Annotated in this window: 17 protein-coding genes; 6 read left to right on the forward strand and 11 right to left on the reverse strand. The window is 45.3% G+C overall.

What is annotated here, in order from left to right:
• The 4 genes from CVV44_23015 to CVV44_23030 all read right to left on the reverse strand — a co-directional run.
• A partial coding sequence (locus CVV44_23015) for an NAD synthetase (GenBank protein ID PKL35095.1) occupies positions 1-977 on the reverse strand: 977 nt, incomplete at its 3' end.
• Positions 978-987: 10 nt separating this feature from the next.
• Positions 988-1,272 (reverse strand): NAD(P)(+) transhydrogenase, encoded by a 285-nt coding sequence (locus CVV44_23020; protein PKL35096.1) that lies wholly within the window; start codon positions 1,270-1,272, stop codon positions 988-990.
• Positions 1,269-2,462, reverse strand: a complete 1,194-nt coding sequence (locus tag CVV44_23025) for an NAD(P)(+) transhydrogenase (Re/Si-specific) subunit alpha (GenBank protein ID PKL35097.1) — start codon at positions 2,460-2,462, stop codon at positions 1,269-1,271. The genes CVV44_23020 and CVV44_23025 overlap by 4 nt, the downstream gene beginning before the upstream one ends.
• Positions 2,463-2,617: 155 nt before the next feature.
• Complete coding sequence (locus CVV44_23030) at positions 2,618-3,274, reverse strand: AcrR family transcriptional regulator (protein PKL35098.1); 657 nt, start codon at positions 3,272-3,274, stop codon at positions 2,618-2,620.
• 446 nt (positions 3,275-3,720) lie between these two features.
• On the opposite strand from CVV44_23030, the gene CVV44_23035 reads away from it, so the two are divergent.
• The 5 genes from CVV44_23035 to CVV44_23055 all read left to right on the forward strand — a co-directional run bounded on the left by CVV44_23035 (position 3,721) and on the right by CVV44_23055 (position 8,499).
• Positions 3,721-4,482 carry a hypothetical protein gene (locus CVV44_23035; protein ID PKL35099.1) on the forward strand — a complete coding sequence of 254 codons (762 nt, stop codon included), beginning with the start codon at positions 3,721-3,723 and terminating at the stop codon, positions 4,480-4,482.
• A gap of 13 nt (positions 4,483-4,495) precedes the next feature.
• Positions 4,496-5,746, forward strand: coding sequence for a glutamate-1-semialdehyde 2,1-aminomutase (locus tag CVV44_23040; protein PKL35100.1), 1,251 nt, complete (start codon positions 4,496-4,498; stop codon positions 5,744-5,746).
• A 75-nt stretch (positions 5,747-5,821) separates the two neighbouring features.
• The gene (locus CVV44_23045) at positions 5,822-6,655 is read left to right on the forward strand and encodes a transketolase (protein PKL35101.1); all 834 of its coding nucleotides are present in this window, start codon (positions 5,822-5,824) and stop codon (positions 6,653-6,655) included.
• Positions 6,656-6,702: 47 nt separating this feature from the next.
• Entirely contained in the window at positions 6,703-7,719 is a 1,017-nt protein-coding gene (locus tag CVV44_23050) for a transketolase (protein ID PKL35102.1), read from the forward strand.
• Between the two features lie 3 nt (positions 7,720-7,722).
• Positions 7,723-8,499: a hypothetical protein gene (locus CVV44_23055; GenBank protein PKL35103.1), complete on the forward strand. Its 777-nt coding sequence runs from the start codon at positions 7,723-7,725 to the stop codon at positions 8,497-8,499.
• Between the two features lie 79 nt (positions 8,500-8,578).
• On the opposite strand, the gene CVV44_23060 is transcribed toward CVV44_23055, so the two are convergent.
• From CVV44_23060 to CVV44_23075, 4 genes are read right to left on the reverse strand one after another with little or no spacing between them, the layout of a single operon-like run.
• Complete coding sequence (locus CVV44_23060) at positions 8,579-9,487, reverse strand: 2-ketoisovalerate ferredoxin oxidoreductase (protein ID PKL35104.1); 909 nt, start codon at positions 9,485-9,487, stop codon at positions 8,579-8,581.
• A gap of 29 nt (positions 9,488-9,516) precedes the next feature.
• Positions 9,517-10,770 carry a pyruvate ferredoxin oxidoreductase gene (locus CVV44_23065; GenBank protein ID PKL35105.1) on the reverse strand — a complete coding sequence of 418 codons (1,254 nt, stop codon included), beginning with the start codon at positions 10,768-10,770 and terminating at the stop codon, positions 9,517-9,519.
• A 9-nt stretch (positions 10,771-10,779) separates the two neighbouring features.
• Entirely contained in the window at positions 10,780-11,085 is a 306-nt protein-coding gene (locus tag CVV44_23070) for a pyruvate ferredoxin oxidoreductase (protein PKL35106.1), read from the reverse strand.
• A gap of 4 nt (positions 11,086-11,089) precedes the next feature.
• Positions 11,090-11,671 (reverse strand): pyruvate oxidoreductase subunit gamma, encoded by a 582-nt coding sequence (locus CVV44_23075; protein PKL35107.1) that lies wholly within the window; start codon positions 11,669-11,671, stop codon positions 11,090-11,092.
• A 334-nt stretch (positions 11,672-12,005) separates the two neighbouring features.
• Between CVV44_23075 and CVV44_23080 the strand changes: the two genes are divergently transcribed.
• A complete protein-coding gene (locus CVV44_23080; GenBank protein ID PKL35108.1) occupies positions 12,006-13,559 on the forward strand; it encodes a hypothetical protein in 1,554 nt (517 codons plus the stop codon).
• A 64-nt stretch (positions 13,560-13,623) separates the two neighbouring features.
• On the opposite strand, the gene CVV44_23085 is transcribed toward CVV44_23080, so the two are convergent.
• The 3 genes from CVV44_23085 to gcvT form a co-directional block, all read right to left on the reverse strand.
• The gene (locus CVV44_23085; protein PKL35109.1) at positions 13,624-15,051 is read right to left on the reverse strand and encodes a glycine dehydrogenase (aminomethyl-transferring); all 1,428 of its coding nucleotides are present in this window, start codon (positions 15,049-15,051) and stop codon (positions 13,624-13,626) included.
• 26 nt (positions 15,052-15,077) lie between these two features.
• Complete coding sequence (locus CVV44_23090) at positions 15,078-16,400, reverse strand: aminomethyl-transferring glycine dehydrogenase (protein ID PKL35110.1); 1,323 nt, start codon at positions 16,398-16,400, stop codon at positions 15,078-15,080.
• Between the two features lie 65 nt (positions 16,401-16,465).
• Positions 16,466-17,587: a glycine cleavage system protein T gene (gene gcvT / locus CVV44_23095; protein ID PKL35111.1), complete on the reverse strand. Its 1,122-nt coding sequence runs from the start codon at positions 17,585-17,587 to the stop codon at positions 16,466-16,468.
• Positions 17,588-17,683 lie beyond the last annotated feature (96 nt).

Below are 17,683 nucleotides of genomic sequence, written 5' to 3' on the forward strand. Positions count from 1 at the left end.
TCATAGATGGCTTTCACTTTCCACTGGGCCTGGGCAAGAGCCATGCCGTATCCAGGAACGATCACCACTTTTTTCGCATCAGCTAATGATTTGATGCCCGAAGAATTTCCTTTTACTGTCGGGGATGTCAGGGCAGGGGCCGGAGAAGCTCCATTTTTCTTTTTTAAAGAGGTGCCTCCCGTAAGAACATCTATAAGAGATCTGTTCATCGCCCTGCACATTATCTGGGTAAGTATAAGTCCCGATGCACCCACAACGGCGCCGACTGCAACTAATAGAAAATTATTAATTGCAAATCCACAGATTGCAGCCGCAAGTCCCGAATATGAATTGAGTAGTGAAATTGCCACAGGCATATCGGCTCCGCCGATGCGGATAGTAAACAGAACACCGAAAGATAATGCAAGAATAGATAGAGCGATACTGATTACTACTATATTACCTTTTGAAAAAAAGCTCAATGTTGTGAGCAGCACAAATGATAAAAGGATAGTCCAGTTCAACAGATTGTGACCTTTCAACAAAACAGGACGCTGTTCCATTCTGCCGTCAAGTTTTGCAGCAGCGATGAGGCTTCCGCTCAAAGTTACTGCACCTACAATAATTGCCAGCATGCTTGAGAACTGATTGGTAAAATCAAGATTGCCGCCATCTTCGAAGATAACAATTAAAGCAACGAAAAACGATGCTCCACCTCCGAAACCGTTAAGCAGGGCAACCAACTGAGGAATCTGAAGAGTCGTTACTTTCAGTGCGATAAAAATGCCGAATAAGCTCCCCACCGCCATTGAAACAGCCAGGAGGGGAAGATTTATCACATTGTTACTTATCATTACCACCGCGATTGCACCAAACATGGCCAATGAACCGAGCCTGTTTCCTATAAACGCCGTTTTAGGGCTGCTCATTAATTTTATGTTAAGGATGATGAGCAGAATTATTACCAGAGAAAGTATATCAAATATCCCGGGAGTCATTTCCTGATCCTCACTTTTTATCTTTTGGCTTAAACATCTGCAGCATCCGGTCGGTAACCAGAAATCCTCCAACAACATTTATCATGGCGAGGATGATTGATAAAGCTCCCAGTATCCTGCTTTCCAGAAGAATCGCAAAGGATGTGGATACAAGTGCACCAAGAATAGTGATGCCAGAAAAGGCATTCATTCCCGACATAAGAGGGGTATGCAGCAGCGAAGGAACATTGCTGATTAATTTATACCCGATGAGCATTGATGCAATGAAAACTGCCAGCAGGATATATCCGTTCATTGAAGTCCCCCTGCCTTAAAGAGATTGATTTCATCGATAACATCGGTATTGACTATTTTCCCCTCACGTGTAATCAGGGCTGAACGTAATATTTCATCGTCAGTATTTACAACAATTTTACCGTCATTAACTATAAGAGAAACGAGATGGAAGATGTTTTGTGCAAACATCCAACTTGCACTGGAGGGAACAGAGCCGGGTATATTCTGTGTCCCGTCAATGTAGATATTGTGCTTGCAGGCAATAGTGCCTGGTTCGGTAAGCTCGCAGTTTCCTCCCTGGTCTACAGAAATATCAACGATATATGAACCGGGTTTCATGGATTTAACCATATCCTCGGTTATAAGCAAGGGGGCGATTTTTTTTGGAATAAGCGCCGTCAATACCAGTATGTCAGATTGCGAAACGATATCCTTGATTGCTTCTCTTTCTTTTTTTAATAATTCATCGGGAAGGTGTTTGGCGTAACCGCCTTCACCGATAGCCAATGCGGGAGGGATGGTGGTATCGATGATTTTTGCACCAAGACTGACAGCCTGTTCTACTGCGTCAGGCCTGATGTCCGCTGCATAGGTGACTGCTCCAAGCCGTTTGGCTGTAGCCAGGGCCTGCAGGCCGGCAACACCGGCGCCTATGATAAAAACGACAGCAGGTTTAATCGCTCCCACTGCAGTACCTACCATGGGTATGAATTTGGGTAGCTTGCAGGCTGCAGTAATGATGCCCTTGTAACCCGCCACAGTGCTCATGGAAGTAAGAGCATCCATGGATTGAGCCCTGGTTATTCTGGGAATGCAGTCCAGGGAAAAGCTTATTATGCCTTTCTCGGCAAGCTTGTTCACCATAGCATGATTGTTGGGATTGGCCGGGTGGATAAATGTTATGAGAATCTGATCCTTTTTCATCATATCAATTTCATGTATATTATGGGTTTCGTTCAGTTTAGGTTCTTTTACCTTCATGATAATATGGGATCGTGTGAAAATTTCACGAACATCAGTAATTATCTCAGCGCCGGCTTGTACATATTCCTCATCGGTAAAAAAAGATCCCTTTCCGGCATCTTTCTCAACGAGTATGACAGCGCCTCCGTCATGCATTTTTTTGACGGTCTCAGGAATGGCCGCAACCCGGTTTTCATTTTTCATAATTTCTTTTGGGATCCCGATTGTTAGACCTTTAAATTTCATGACTGAACTCCTTCATATTGCAGTAATAAATTTAATCAAAAATGAGTAAGTACTCACTCAATAATGACAGATTAGAAATATTATTATTAAAGTCAATAACAAATTATACTATGTTTGAATTTTAACCGTTTAGAAACGATATTTCAACAGAAATTTTACTTCCTGGGGGCCAGGGCGCCGCGTATAAAGTGCATTATACCCTTGATCATTTTTTCGTCATTTTCAAGGGAATCTTCACCGGCGAAAATCTTCATCCGTTCCTTGAAATATTCACTGGCGTAGGAGAACTGCAGTAACACAATCAGGTTATCCAGACAGAAGGAAAAAACGAATTCATCGATCGACTGATCAACAAGTCCGTCATTTTTAGCCTTATTTATCATGTCTCGATAGTATTTTGCCGTAATGCTTTCAAAATCGCGTGATAGTCTTTGCTGAAGATAGGTGAGGCCTTCCGAGGTGATATCCAGGTATATTTGCGTCAGTTCACGGTATTGCCGGGAGCTTTTCTGGGCAACTCTTATAAGGGATTCGAATTTATCAAAAATATCACCTTCCATCACGCTCACTTCGACAAGAGCCTTTTCGAGCAATTTGTATCCCTGGTCAAAAACAGTAAGGAAAAGGTCTTCTTTGGAGGCAAAATAATTATACATGGAGCCAATACTGATACCGGCATTTTTAGCGATGACGTTGATATTTGCCGCAGAAAAACCTTTTTCGGCGAATTCCTTTGTTGCAGCCTGGAGAATTCTTCCTCTCTTTTCATCGGAAATTTTATCGAAGGTCTCTTTGTGCCGTTTTTCATTCATGCTATTTTCTCCATGATTTTATCCATTAAAAAGCGGATATTCAGTCTGTAAATAAGAAATTAATTTTTTACCTGATTGTCAAATAAGTTAAGTATATGAGTGAACAATCACTCATATACTTAACTGTCAAGAAAATAAATTATTTTATATACTGATAATAAATCTATACAACGTTTAATATTATAAAATATTTACTTTCTTCTTATGAAAAATTATTGATATTTTAACGAATAATGATAAATTCTAACAATTGCTGTTTTTTTCTTGACATTGTGGTAGTATAAGCAATAACTATTCATAATGAGTTAGCGCTCACTCATATAGCTGATTATTTGTAGATTAAGAACAACAATTATGGAGAGCAAGAGGAAAAATCGAAACTATAAAAAGGGAATTACAAGATTTTTCCGTTCTCCTATTTTTATCCAGTCATAAGGAGATACATCATGAGCTATGATCTGATCAAAGCAAATCTTAATCTTTATGCTGTGTTGCAAAATCTCGAGGATATGATCAAATATGATTCCGAGATGAATGCGCTTGCAAAAGATTGGGATATTTCTATTCAGTTTCTGGTCAAAAACGGTCCCAAAGCCTTCATCGAATTTAAAAAAGGTGTCTGCACCGTGGGCCGCGGGAAGTATAAATGGCCATCGGTAAAACTATTTTTTACCTCACCTCAGCATCTAAATAAAATGATGGATGGGAAAGGGGGACCGATTCCAATAAAAGGATTTACCAAAATCGGTTTTCTTTTAAAGGATTTTCCCAAAGTCACGGAAAAACTGGAATATTATCTCAAACCTACCGACGAACTCCTCAAAGATGAAAATTTCGCGACAATGAATACCCGGCTTACCATGAATACCGCAGCATTTGCCATAAGGGAAATCGGGCTCAATGATCCGTTGCTAAAAAGTGTGGCGTCACATATGATGGATGGAACAGTCGGGCTTAATGTACTTGCCGGCGGACCCTCTGTGCATATTACATTCAGCCATGGTGAAATTACACCGGGCAAAGGGGCTGTGGATAAACCCATGGCGAAAATTGATTTCAAGAATCTGAAAATTGCTAATAACTTTCTCAACGGGAAGAGTGATGCCTTTACGGAAATTGCTTCAGGGAATGTTATGATTAAAGGGCAGACTGGCATGATAGACGGCATGTCCCTTATCCTTGATAGAATACCCTATTACTTAGGTTGAGAGAGGTGGAAAAATGAAAACATTTACGTATAAAAAGCAGCAGGCACTGTTTAAAAAAGCAACCGGTGTTATGCCCTGCGGAATTTATGGACACTACAGTCCGGCCCCATTGATTCCTGCAACGGATTATCCCTTTTTCACATCGAAGGCAAAAGGGGCCCATATATGGGATCCCGATGGAAACCAGTTCATCGATTACATGTGCGCTTATGGACCCATGGTTCACGGATATGCAAATCCGAAGATCGATTCTGCAGCAGCAAAATCGGCCAGACTGGGCAATTGCACAACGGGAGCTCCACCGGTCATGGTGGAACTTGCTGAATATCTTGTCGATATGACTGCCGGCATGAGCTGGGCTTTTTTCGCAAAGAATGGCGCCGACACTACAAATTATGCCGTAATGATTGCACGTGACGCGACAGGGCGCAACAAAATCATTACTTACGACGGCTGTTATCACGGAACATCTCCATGGATGCAGGGGAATGGACATCACGGCGTCATTGAAGACGACACAAAATATGTTCTCAAGGCAAAATGGAATGATTATGCCGATTTTGAACGGGTTGTCAGGGAAAACAAGGGACAGATAGCTGCCCTGATCGCATCTCCCTACCTGGTTCCTACATTCAGGGACAATGAACTTCCCGCGGAAGGATACTGGGAAAATGTTGATGCCCTGTGTAAACGTGAGGGAATCATTCTCATTTCCGATGATATAAGGCATGGATTCAGGATAGATCTTCGCGGTTCACATGCTAAATACGGATATGAGCCCGACCTGGTATGCTATTGCAAGGCCATAGGTAACGGTTATCCGATTTCCGCTTGTCTCGGCACCAGTGGCATGAAACAGTATGCGGCCCGCGTATTCCACACGGGAAGTTATTGGTTCCAGTCCGAACCCATGGCTGCGGCTCTTGCGTCCCTGAAGGAGCACAAGAGACTGAATACTCCCAAGGTTTGTACTGAGAAGGGAACAAAACTTCTCACCGGCCTTGTCGGTATTGCGGCGGGATACGGTTATGAACTCAAGACCAGCGGTGACCCATCCATGCCGTACCTCAGGATAACCAATGATCCGAGCCTCATGCTGCATCAGGACTGGTGTGCTGAATCGACAAAACGTGGCGCGTTTTTCACCTCTCACCACAACTGGTTTATATCAACAGCCCATACCGATGCAGATATTAAAAAAACACTGCAGATCGCCGATGAGGCTTTTAAAGTGATTAAGAAAAAATATGGTGACGAGTTTTAACAGAAATGCTGACGAGTCATCGAGGGATATAAAATACCATCGTATATCCCGTTAAAAATATATCAGGAGGACAGTATGCCACTTACAGATCAGGAAATAAAAGAGCTGAAAGCCAGAGCGAAACAGATTCGCCTGGATATAATTGACACGACTGTAGCTGCGGGCGGAGCCCATATCGGCGGCGGGATGAGCATAGTGGAAATTATGACCATCCTTTATTACAAGTATGCCAAAGTCGATCCATCAAACCCAAAATGGGAGGATCGCGATCGTATTATAGTGAGTAAAGGACACGCCGGCGTATGCGTTGCACCGGTGCTGGCAAACAAGGGATATTTTCCCCGCGAAGATCTAAAAACATTTAATCAGTTCAATTCACCTTTCGGAATGCACCTGGACAGCCTGAAAGTAAAGGGAGTTGACGCCTCAACCGGTTCCCTGGGGCATGGATTATCCATGTCCGTCGGAATGGCGCTGGGGGCCCGTGTCCAGGGAAAATCATGGAATACCTATTGCATCCTCGGCGACGGTGAGTGTAATGAGGGATCCGTATGGGAAGCCGCCATGTCGGCAAGCCACTTCAAACTGACAAATCTCATAACATTTGTAGATAGAAATAATCTTATGATTGACGGTCCGACAGAACAGGTTATGAGGCTGGAACCCTTCGCCGACAAATGGAAGGCTTTCGGATTTATCGTCAAGGAGATTGATGGTCACGACTTCAATGCTCTTTCGGAAGCAATTGAATATGCTCATTCTGAAAAGTCAGGCCCTGTATTAATCCTGTGTCACACGATAAAAGGGAAGGGTGTCGATTTTATGGAAAATGAAGTTAAATGGCACTACGGCAGTGTGGATTCCGTACTGGCCCAGAAGGCCCGTGAATCTGTTGAGAAAATGTCATGACGGATTGCGTGACAGCGAATTTCATGAAATAACATGAGGAGGATTACATGAGCACAAAATCAGGAACAACCTGGACAGTATATGACGCAAACACCATGACGCAGGCCGAAATTTATGGTCAGGTGCTTTGCGATCTTGGTGCCGCAAACCCTAAAATCGTGGGGCTTTCTGCTGACCTTGCCAAGTCAACAAAAATAGGTATGTTCGGGGACAAATTCCCCGATAGATTTTTCAATGTGGGCATTGCCGAGCAGAATATGTTCGGTGTAGCTGCGGGCCTTGCCCGTTCCGGACTTCTGCCCTTTGTTTCAACGATGGCCGCTTTCGTAACCATGCGGGCCGGCGAACAGGTCAGGACCGATATCTGCTATCAGAATCTCGATGTAAAAATTATAGCCACCCACGGCGGAACATCCTTTGGCGCTGCCGGCTCTACACATCATTGCACGGAGGACCTGGCGATCACCAGGGCATTCCCCAACATGACGGTCATTGTGCCGGCCGATGGTATCGAAACGTCCAATGCGATCAAGGCTTGTGTTGACTGGCCCGGTCCGGTTTATATCCGTATCGGAAGAGGATTCGAACCCACGTATTACCAGGATGAAAATTACGGATTCCAGATCGGGAAAGCCGTGGAACTCAATCCCGGTACCGATATAACCATCATATGCTGTGGTATTACGGTACTGCAGGCCATGGAAGCGGCCAAAATCCTGAAAGAATCAGATGGCCTGAGCGTTCGTGTATTAAATATGCATACTATAAAGCCAATTGATGAAGAAGCTATTCTGAAGGCCGTTGTGGAAACACGGAGAATAATCACTTTCGAGGATCACAATGTTCTTGGAGGTTTAGGTTCTGCCGTAGCTGATGTAGTTGCCAAGAGCGGAAAGGGGTGTGCCTTTGACAAGGTAGGAATCCCCGACTGTTTCTGCGTAGTTGGCTATCCCGAGGACCTGTACTCCCATTATGGTCTTGATTCCAATTCAATTATCGACAAGGTGCGAGAGGTAATGGGCAAGGATTTCGAGGAAGACGAAAGCTGGGAAGACGAGGTGTAAACCATGGCAACAGAAAGGGATCTACTGGCATCACAAATTATATTAAAAGCAGTATTGCCGGTTGCCAAAGTGGTTATAGAAGAAGTACCGGCGATGAAGAAAAAGTTTCAGGGAGTGAACGCCACATTCCAGATTCAGGCAAAAAACGGCGATGAAAACATCGGGGCTTATTTCAAGTTCACTGATGGGGAGCTTGAAATTGTCCAGGGTGTTCATGGAAACCCCGATATAAGGTTTGCCTTTGGTAAACCGGAAAGCATGGTTGCCTTTCTTACCGGCGGGATAGCACTGCCAAAAATAAAGGGACTTGGGAAGCCGGGACTTCTCATGAAATGCGTGGGATTACTGCTCAGTTTAACTATCCTGCTTCCCAACAAGAGACCCAAAAAATATGACCAGGTTAGACTCAAGGTGAAGATGGTCATGTACATGATCACCACTGCGCTTTCACAGTACAACAAGGGAGGTGATCCCGAAATGGTAAGGTGGACCACCAAACAGCCGGATCGCATTTACCAGATGTCATGCGAACCGGAAGGGATTGCCGCCTATGTCCGCGTGAAAGCTGGTAAGACCAAGGCAGGCCGGGGGTACTATAAGAGGAAACACCCCTTTGTACATATGAAATTCCATGGCGCACAGGGTGCATTACCGGTTTTCATGAATGATGTCGAGTTCGTGGAAGCAGTGGCAAAAGGCTACGTGACTGTAGAAGGAGCGCCGGAATACGCTATGCATCTGAACAATCATATGCAGCAAATACAGGCGCTTATTACCTGATACATTACCGGAAAAGATACTAAATGAAGATGGCGTGGATAATTCCACGCCATCTTCATTTGATCGATGTAATTATCCTTTACAGGTTACAGTAACCAAGCTGTCGGTATGTTTCCCACTTCGCGTCAACCCACTTCTGCAGTTCATCAATGGTTGCCCGGTCAATTCCCTGAAAGCGGGACTGAGCACGGATATACTCCTCGACGGGTTTCCGGCCTCCTTTTTCCGCAATTTTTTTGGAGGGACCGTAAAAGGAAAAAACTCCGTTTTCCACCTCGTAGAGATCAAACATGCCGCATTCAATGGCCATGCGTCCAATCTGGACGGTGTACTGGGGATCATATCCCCAGCCGGGCGGGCAGGGTATCAGGATATGGATATAGCGCGTTCCCGATATCTCTTTCGCCTTCCTGAATTTATCATGGAGATCCATGGGATATGACGGACTTACGGTTGCCACGTAGGGAATGTCGTGTGCTGCCATTATCCGGGCCATATCTTTTTTGTGCTGCAATTTGCCGCCTATGGTCGTCGTAGTACGGGCGCCCATGGGAGTGCTTCCCGATTTCTGAGTTCCCGTATTCATGTAAGCCTCGTTGTCGTAGCAGACATATATAAAGTCCTCATTCCTCTCGGCTGCACCGGAAAGAGCCTGAATGCCGATGTCGGCGGTGCCTCCATCCCCGGCCCAGCCGACGACGGTTGTAGTGTTCCTTCCCAAGGCTCTAAGTGCGGCCTTTATCCCCGTGGCTGAAGCCGCTGTCGTTTCAAAGGCTGTATTAAGACACGGCACCAGCATGGAGGAGACCGGATACATCCCCTGTAGAACCGTAAGACAGCTGGCCGGGACTGTCAGGATAACGTCGTCTCCCAGCGCTTTAAGTCCATGTCTGTAGGCGATAGCCAAGCCGCATCCGACGCAGGCGCGGTTTCCCGGCAGGGCATATTCTTTTTCAATTAATGTGAGAGGCGTAGTTTTTTTATTCATGATATAACCTGATATTCATGTGGTATGATTCATATTTTACAATTGATCCATTCCTGTGTCTTGAACTGTTCATGTCGCGGTTTATCAAGGTACTCATAACTCTTTTTAAGGGCCTCAATAATATCCTGCACTTTTACATCTCTACCGCCAAGTCCCATGACATAAGAGTGAGCGAAAACCTCAACGTTGTGATCGAACAGGGCTGCCTTGGTATCGCTGCAGAGAACGCCCTCGTATCCGTAACTGGTATTTTTTTCCATAACGGCAAGGCCTTTACAACCGATCGATCTGATGGCCTCGGCGATTTCTGCGGCTGGGAAAGGCCGGTAAAGACGCAGGTGCATGACACCTATTTCGTATCCTTCATCACGGAGCATATCGACGGCATCCATGGCTTCACTGGCCACGCTTCCCATGGAAAGGGCAATGAGCTTGGCATTATCGCATCGGTATGTATCGATAATCCCGTATTCGCGGCCGAAAAGTTTTCCGAATTCGCTTCCCACTTTCTTGGTAACGTCGATGGCCCTGGTATGAGCTTCCTGAAGCAGGTACCTGATCTCATAATATCCATGGCAGAGGGTCCCTTCGGCATTGATTCGCGGGTCCGCCAGGGTTACAGGATTTATATTCTGCGGGTTCTGCGGATCAAGCACCGTATGGGGAACATACTCGGGCAGGAAGGATTTTACCTTTTCGGCATCGGGTACGTCAACAGGCATCAAGGTGTGTGAAAGAACATACCCGTCATAGCAAACCATGATAGGTATATAAACTTCTTCGGCGATTTTGAAGGCCTGTATCACCGTATCCATGACTTCCTGGTTGTTGCGGCAGTATATTTGCATCCATCCCGTATCACGCTGTGAGATGCTGTCCTGCTGGTCGTTGAGGATATTCCACGGCGCTGCCACGGCACGGTTTGGTATGGCCATGACTATGGGAAGGCGGGTTCCGGCAGCCCAATGAAGCATTTCATGCATGAGGGCCAGGCCATTGGCGCAACTAGCCGTAAATACGCGGGCACCCACGGCTGAAGCGGCAATACAGACGGTGATTGCACTGTGTTCGCTTTCAACGGTGACGAATTCAGCCTTCATCTCGCCGCTGTCCACATATTCCATGAGTTTTTCCACAACTGGAGATTGAGGCGTGATAGGATAGGCCGAAATAACCTGGACTTCAGCCAATTTTGCTGCACACGCGGCAGCATGGTTGGCTGTCATTATGGCAACATCATTAGTGGTTTGTTTCACTGGTTTATTTTTTACGTTTTCGTTCATTATTTCCTCTTAACAAGTATGACTGAAGCCCCTGTCATCATCAACCATGGTTATAGCGCCCGTAGGGCATTCCTGGGCGCATATGCCGCATCCTTTGCAGTATTCCAGGTCAATGGTAAGAGGCACTGTCTTTGTCATGACGGCATCGGGACAGAAAGACCAGCAGATAAAGCAGCTCGGTTTTCCCGTTTTTGCCGGGGTACAAATATCATTATTTATCTCGGGATGTTTAACCCGCCAGTCGCCGGTTCTTCCTGCTTCTCCTATTGATGGCGTGGAAGATGCGGTGATGTGTTTGCAATCTCTTGTTCCCATATATTTATCCTTCGTATACCATAGTTGCTTCATACGTCTGTCGTGCTGCAGTCACGTTCAGCTCACCCTTGCTGCCGGTAAACTTGCTTCGAATTGCCTCCTCAACAACGGGAAGTGAGACAAGTCCCGTGCTTTTAACAAAGGCTCCCAGAATGGGAGTGTTGAGAATCGCAGTTCCGGCTAGTGTGAGGCTGTTGGCCAGGGCTATGCTTGTTATATCGGCTACGCCTACCTTCCTGAACATATCGAGGTCTATTTCCGATGGGCACTTGGTTGAATTGACAATGACAAGTGCATCGCTTTTATATTTTTTCCCAAGCTGAAGTATGGGCAGCAAAGTTGGATCGAGGACAACAATAATATCGGGATCGGCTATCTGTGAAAAAATCCGGATGGGTACATGGCTGAGACGTAAAAATGCCGCTACGGGAGCACCACGCCTCTCAGCGCCGAATGATGGAGCTGTTGTCACTCCTTCATATCCTTCCTTGTATGCCGCTTCAGCAATTATCTGACTCGCCGTTATGGCTCCCTGGCCCCCGCGACCGAACCAGACAATCTCAATGTATTTTTTCTTTTCTGTCATGATATGTCTCTACTCTGGTGATATTAATTACATCCGAAGGAAATTTAGTTTTTTAGTGAAAAATAAATATCTACAGCCATCTGTCAAGGAAAAGTTGTAATATGAAAAATTTTTAATCTCTTCAGGCGGTTTAACTTTAAAAGACTCTAAAGACACACTATCTTTAATTAAATCGTATATTCAATAAACATTAAGAAAATAAAAGCGGCAATCACAAAGAAGGATTTTATTGATTCATTACATATTAATGATTGATTTTGATCGAATAATAGGCCATAATCATCTATAAAATTTGAGCAAATTAAATGAATTTTTACTTGAAAGGGTCAATCCTATGCTAAAAGGATATAAAAGATATTTTTTGCATAAATACAGTGATGTCGATTATTTAACTCAATCCCGATCAAAACTTCTTCTTGCCTTTGAAACCATTTTTATTCTTCTTATAGGTTTTCTGCAGGTCAGCATGCTTTTTGCCGGTTGGGAAGATTTTATCAAGACCCTGTATATAACACCGGGCCTTATCTTCGGCTTTGTTATCAGTCTGTTGTTTCTCAGGAAAGGGAAGTACATGACCGCGGCTAATATACTTATTTCGGTCTCAACCGTCGCTGTCGTAGCAGGACTTTTGCGGGAACCTTTTTTCCTGACCGATGTGGCCTATTCGAGTTACATTTATTTTGTATACCCCGTCATCGGCATGTGCATTATTTTCAGTACCATTAAATTTCTCACCATCATTACCATAATTCTGGCTTTAACGGACACGGCACTTTTTTTTATTATGATTCAGGTTGTTCAATATGACAACACCCGTCAGGTTATAATCGCTTTTACCGACAGCCTTTTTGCCATAGGTTTCCTGTATCTAATCGGGTGGTTTACCTCGAGAATTTTTCACGGCAATATCACGATGATAAACAACGAGTCGGAAAAAAACCAAAGGCACAACAATTTCATTACCAATGTTCTCAGGGACGGGATAAAAAACATTGTCACATCCATGCAGCAAATCACGGACCAGAGCAACATGGTTTCACGAAACGCTCAGGACCAGGTCTCGTCCATTGAAGAGATAACGGGATCGATCGAGGAGATGTCGGCCGGTCTGGATAGCGTCAACCAGAATGTTACATCACATGATGAAAACATTAATGCCATGTCCCGTATACTCGACGACCTGTCGAAAATAATCGACAACATCGATTCATCGATAAACAATACGCTCAGCTCGATGGAAGAAATTGCCAATAGGGCTCAGTCCGGCGGCATGGAACTGAACAATATGGAACAGAATATGGGAGCCATTAAAAGCCGGTCCATGGAAATGACCGATATCGTAAATATAATTAACGACATATCTGACAGGATAAACCTCCTCAGTCTCAACGCCGCTATCGAAGCTGCCAGGGCCGGGGATGCAGGAAGGGGATTTGCCGTTGTGGCCGATGAAATATCAAAACTGGCAGACAAAACGGCGTCGAGCATCAAGAGCATTGAATATCTCATAGTTACCAATGAAGCTGAGATTGAAAAAGGAATGGCAGGATTAAAAGTATCGGTTGAAACCATCGCATCGATTATAGACGATGTAAATCATATCACATCAAAAATGCGTGAACTCTCACAGTACAAGGTAAAGCAGCTGGAGACAAACCGGATCGCCAATGAACAGGCCGTTCTTTTGAAGAAGAGATCTGATGAAATAGCCACTTCGGCCCATGAACAGAAAGCCGCCATATCGGAAATACTCAGGGCCGTGGAACATATCAATGGTCTTTCCCAGTCCACTTCCACAGGTGTAGACAATATATCAGATAATGCCGGGAAACTTTATGCCGTTGTAGAGGAATTCAGACGGGTTGTTGAGGAATATAAGGATGAGTGAAAATATACGTGTGAAATAGAAGAGCGCCCATACCGGCTGATAATGGGCGCTTAGTTTTACCTTCCTATTCTTTTTCCCACTTGAGGACGGGCTTTCTGGCTGCAGTAACGGCATCGATACGTCGAAGCGGTGTTTTATGGGGAGCTTTTTTAACCATATCGGGATCCTCCATGGCCTCCTTTTTAATTTGTTTCATCACTTCGACAAAATCATCGAGATACTCCAGGCTTTCCGTTTCAGTTGGTTCTACCATGAGAGCGCCATCCACGATAAGAGGGAAATACACCGTCGGCGAATGTATGCCGTAGTCAAGAATTCTTTTGGCCACATCATTGGTTGTAACATGGTTCGGCAAATCCCTGTCGCTGAGGACGAATTCATGCATGCAGGTTCTTTTGTAGGCCAGATGATATTCACTCTTCAGCCGTGCCATCAGATAATTGGCGTTGAGTACGGCGTGTTCACTGACACCGCGTATTCCTTTTTCTCCCATCATACGGATATATATAAAGGCCCTGAGCATTATAAGGAAATTCCCGTAAAATGAATGAACCCGCCCGATGCTTCTCGTATTTTCATAGTTCAGGATGTATTGATTTTCCTGCTTCTCAACAACCGGCACCGGCAGATAGGGAGCCAATTTGGACACGACACCAACGGGCCCTGACCCGGGACCGCCGCCACCATGGGGCGTAGAGAAAGTCTTGTGAAGGTTCACATGCATGATGTCGAATCCCATATCCTTTATCTTTGCGACACCCATGACGGCATTCAGGTTGGCTCCGTCACAATAAAAAAGTGAACCATTATCGTGCAGAAGATGGGCAACCTGCGTAAGATGCCGGTCAAAAAGGCCCAGCGTGCTGGGGCTCGTGAGCATCATGGCGGCCACATTCGCGTCAAGAAGCGATTTCAGGGATTCAATATCCACATCACCTTCCTGATTTGAATGGACTGTCTTTATTTCAAAGCCGCACATAGCCACCGATGCCGGATTGGTGCCGTGGGCCGAGTCGGGGATGAGGATTACGGGCCTGTTTTCTCCCTTTTCCTGGAAGTATTTTTTTATCATCATAACGGCCGTGAGTTCGCCATGGGCACCGGCAGCGGGTGCCAGGGAGAATCTGTCCATACCTGTTATGCTGCAGAGATATCCCGTCAACTCATGCATGATCTGGAGAGCTCCCTGGGAGTAGCAGCAGTCAATCATGGGATGGAGAGATGTGAAAGCCTCCATTGATGCCAGTTTTTCATTGATCTTTGGGTTGTACTTCATGGTGCAGCTCCCCAGGGGATACATGCCCGTATCAACACCAAAGTTCAAGGTCGATAGTCCTGTGTAATGCCGGACCATTTCAGTTTCATTGACATCGGGCAGATCCACATGGGATCGTAGAAAAGACGGAGGTATGTCTCCCGATGAAGAGAGGCCATAGCCGGGGACAGCGTATTTGTTTTTACCGATTCTGCTTTTATCAAAAATTGTGCTCATGATGAACCTCGCTTTTATTTGTGATTCTATGAAATGGCCTTTTTACAGGCCGACAGAAGGGAATCTATCTCGTCACGGGTTCTGTATTCCGTAACACAGACAAGCATGCAGTCTTTCATGCCATATGCCTCGAGATTAAGCCCCAGGATAAATCCATCACTCTTCAGTTTTTCGTACAGGATATTCATGTTATTTTTTTTAATGACAAATTCATTAAAAAATGGAGCCTGAAAAACAGCCGTAAACCCCATTGACAGCAGTCCGGATTTCAGGTACGATGCAAGGGAATGATTCAGCCGGGCGATATCTGTCAACCGCGGACCGATAAGGCTCAGGTACATAACAGAACGGAGTGCCATGAGACCCTCGTTTGTACAAATATTGGAAGTGGCCTTTTCGCGGCGGATATGTTGTTCCCTTGTCTGAAGAGTGAGAACATAGGCTTCCTTTCCATCGACGTCGGTCGTCTTTCCCACGAGCCGTCCCGGAATTTTACGCAGAAATTCCTTTCTGACAGAAATAAATCCCACCATAGGACCACCGAAAGCAGGATAGTTGCCGAAGCTTTGAGCCTCGCCGCATACTATATCGGCGCCGAATTCACCCGGGGGCTTCAGTAGGCCCAGACACATCATTTCATTCACAGCAACGATAAAGAGAACATTCTTTTCCCTGGCCTTTTTTGAAAAAGAAGACAGGTCCTCTATGCATCCCAAAAAATTGGGATACTGGACCACGCAGGCCGCCATGGAGTCATCGAGCAGGTTTTCCATGTCGGTCAGTGATGTCACTCCATTTTCCATGCCGACGACAACAACTTCCATGTCAGACGCCCAGGCATAGGTTCTAAGTACGTGAAGGTAGTTGGGATGGAGAGCCCCGCTTACAGCTATGCGGTTCTTTTTGGTGTGCGCTGAGGCCATCATTACCGATTCGGCCAGTGCCGTTGCTCCGTCATACATGCTTGCATTGGTTGCGTCCATGCCCGTAAGGTTGCTGATCATGGTCTGGAATTCAAAAATGGCAGTCAGCGTTCCCTGGCTTACTTCAGGTTGATACGGTGTGTAGGCCGTATAGAATTCAGACCTGGATGCCAGGGCATCAACAACAGCAGGCACCTGGTGCTGATAGACGCCGGCACCGACAAATGATACGGGCAGGGTGTTGCCCGATGCATGTTTTTTCAGCAGCTTTTCAACCTCTATCTCAGACAGGGCTTCGGGCAGTTCAAGGGAGTAGGCCCTCCTGATATTTTCAGGGATGTCTTTAAACAGGTCTTTTATATCGTTTACGCCTATTTCCCTGAGCATATGTTTTCTATCTTCTTCGGTTATAGCAATAAAGTTCATCGCTCTTCTCCTGGTTTTTCAAAAATATTCCGGTTCGTTTATTCACTGAACCGGTTATATATATATCAGCCATTATATACGTAAAAGGGCCTTTTTACAATAACAGCTTCAACTGGTTTGTTCCTGATTATGATCGATAGTGTATCACCCATTTTTGCCGTACCCGATTTGATGAGTCCCATGGCAATACCCTTTTTCATAAGAGGCGAAAAAACACCGCTGGTGACGTAACCGGTATCGATGCCGTTTTTTTCAATACGGTATCCTTCCCTGGGAATTCCGCGGTCCGGGATTTCCAGGCAGATCAATTCCCTTTCAGTACCATTTGTTTTCTGACTTGTCAGTATGTCCCGGGCGGTATATTCGGCGTCGGAACTTATGAGCCAGGACAGGCCGGCTTCTACGGGGGATATATCATCGGTAAGCTCGTGTCCGTACAGGGAGTAGCACGATTCAATCCTCAGGCTGTCGCGCGCCCCGAGTCCTATGGGCTTTAACCCTAATTCAGCTCCGGCATTGAGAAGTCCATTCCATAAATCGACGGCGCGGCTATTATCTATATACAATTCATATCCAAGCTCCCCCGTATAACCACTGTTTGAAACAATGACCGTAGTTCCCATGAATTGTGTTTCATAAAAATAAAACCGGGGCAGTTCATCTATTTTTTTTTCATTTATGATTTTTTTAAGAACATTTTTTGATGCGGGACCCTGCAGGTCTAACTTGCAGGTCGATGATGATATATCCTCAATGGTTACGTCGTTCCCGGCATGTTGTTTGAGCCAGGCAAGATCTTTTTCAATATTGGACGCGTTTACTACGATCATATACCGGTCTACCGATACCATGTAAATAAACAGGTCATCGATGACGCCTCCGCTGGGATTGCTCAGGCAGCTGTACATGGCCTTCCCGGGTTCAAGTTTGTCAAGACGCGTAGGAATAACCTTCTTTAAAAGGGGAACCGATCCGGGACCGGAAATAATAAATTCTCCCATATGCGAAATATCAAAAATTCCTGCAGCGGTTCTCACAGCCATATGTTCTTCAATGATGGACGAATACATAACCGGCAGCATCCATCCTGCAAATTCAACAATTTTGCCGTTAAGTGCAACATGCTCGTTATAAAGCGCTGTTTGATTCATATCAATTTTATCCTCCACGCATCTTGTCATTTTCATTTTTGAGCCCTGTCCGGAATAGTCCTATGTATGGAGCACCGCCTTTACAGGGCAGGTGTTCTGTTATGTCTCTTTTCTACCCGGGTTTCCTTTGCA

The sequence above is a fragment of the Spirochaetae bacterium HGW-Spirochaetae-1 genome (assembly GCA_002839375.1).
GTDB lineage: Bacteria > Spirochaetota > UBA4802 > UBA4802 > UBA5550 > PGXY01.

Coding starts and splice junctions, on each gene's coding strand:
- CVV44_23020 (PKL35096.1), bottom strand. CDS start 1,272: ATGAACGGATATATCCTGCTGGCAGTTTTCATTGCATCAATGCTCATC.
- CVV44_23025 (PKL35097.1), bottom strand. CDS start 2,462: ATGAAATTTAAAGGTCTAACAATCGGGATCCCAAAAGAAATTATGAAA.
- CVV44_23030 (PKL35098.1), bottom strand. CDS start 3,274: ATGAATGAAAAACGGCACAAAGAGACCTTCGATAAAATTTCCGATGAA.
- CVV44_23035 (PKL35099.1), top strand. CDS start 3,721: ATGAGCTATGATCTGATCAAAGCAAATCTTAATCTTTATGCTGTGTTG.
- CVV44_23040 (PKL35100.1), top strand. CDS start 4,496: ATGAAAACATTTACGTATAAAAAGCAGCAGGCACTGTTTAAAAAAGCA.
- CVV44_23045 (PKL35101.1), top strand. CDS start 5,822: ATGCCACTTACAGATCAGGAAATAAAAGAGCTGAAAGCCAGAGCGAAA.
- CVV44_23050 (PKL35102.1), top strand. CDS start 6,703: ATGAGCACAAAATCAGGAACAACCTGGACAGTATATGACGCAAACACC.
- CVV44_23055 (PKL35103.1), top strand. CDS start 7,723: ATGGCAACAGAAAGGGATCTACTGGCATCACAAATTATATTAAAAGCA.
- CVV44_23060 (PKL35104.1), bottom strand. CDS start 9,487: ATGAATAAAAAAACTACGCCTCTCACATTAATTGAAAAAGAATATGCC.
- CVV44_23065 (PKL35105.1), bottom strand. CDS start 10,770: ATGAACGAAAACGTAAAAAATAAACCAGTGAAACAAACCACTAATGAT.
- CVV44_23070 (PKL35106.1), bottom strand. CDS start 11,085: ATGGGAACAAGAGATTGCAAACACATCACCGCATCTTCCACGCCATCA.
- CVV44_23075 (PKL35107.1), bottom strand. CDS start 11,671: ATGACAGAAAAGAAAAAATACATTGAGATTGTCTGGTTCGGTCGCGGG.
- CVV44_23080 (PKL35108.1), top strand. CDS start 12,006: ATGCTAAAAGGATATAAAAGATATTTTTTGCATAAATACAGTGATGTC.
- CVV44_23085 (PKL35109.1), bottom strand. CDS start 15,051: ATGAGCACAATTTTTGATAAAAGCAGAATCGGTAAAAACAAATACGCT.
- CVV44_23090 (PKL35110.1), bottom strand. CDS start 16,400: ATGAACTTTATTGCTATAACCGAAGAAGATAGAAAACATATGCTCAGG.
- gcvT (PKL35111.1), bottom strand. CDS start 17,587: ATGAAAATGACAAGATGCGTGGAGGATAAAATTGATATGAATCAAACA.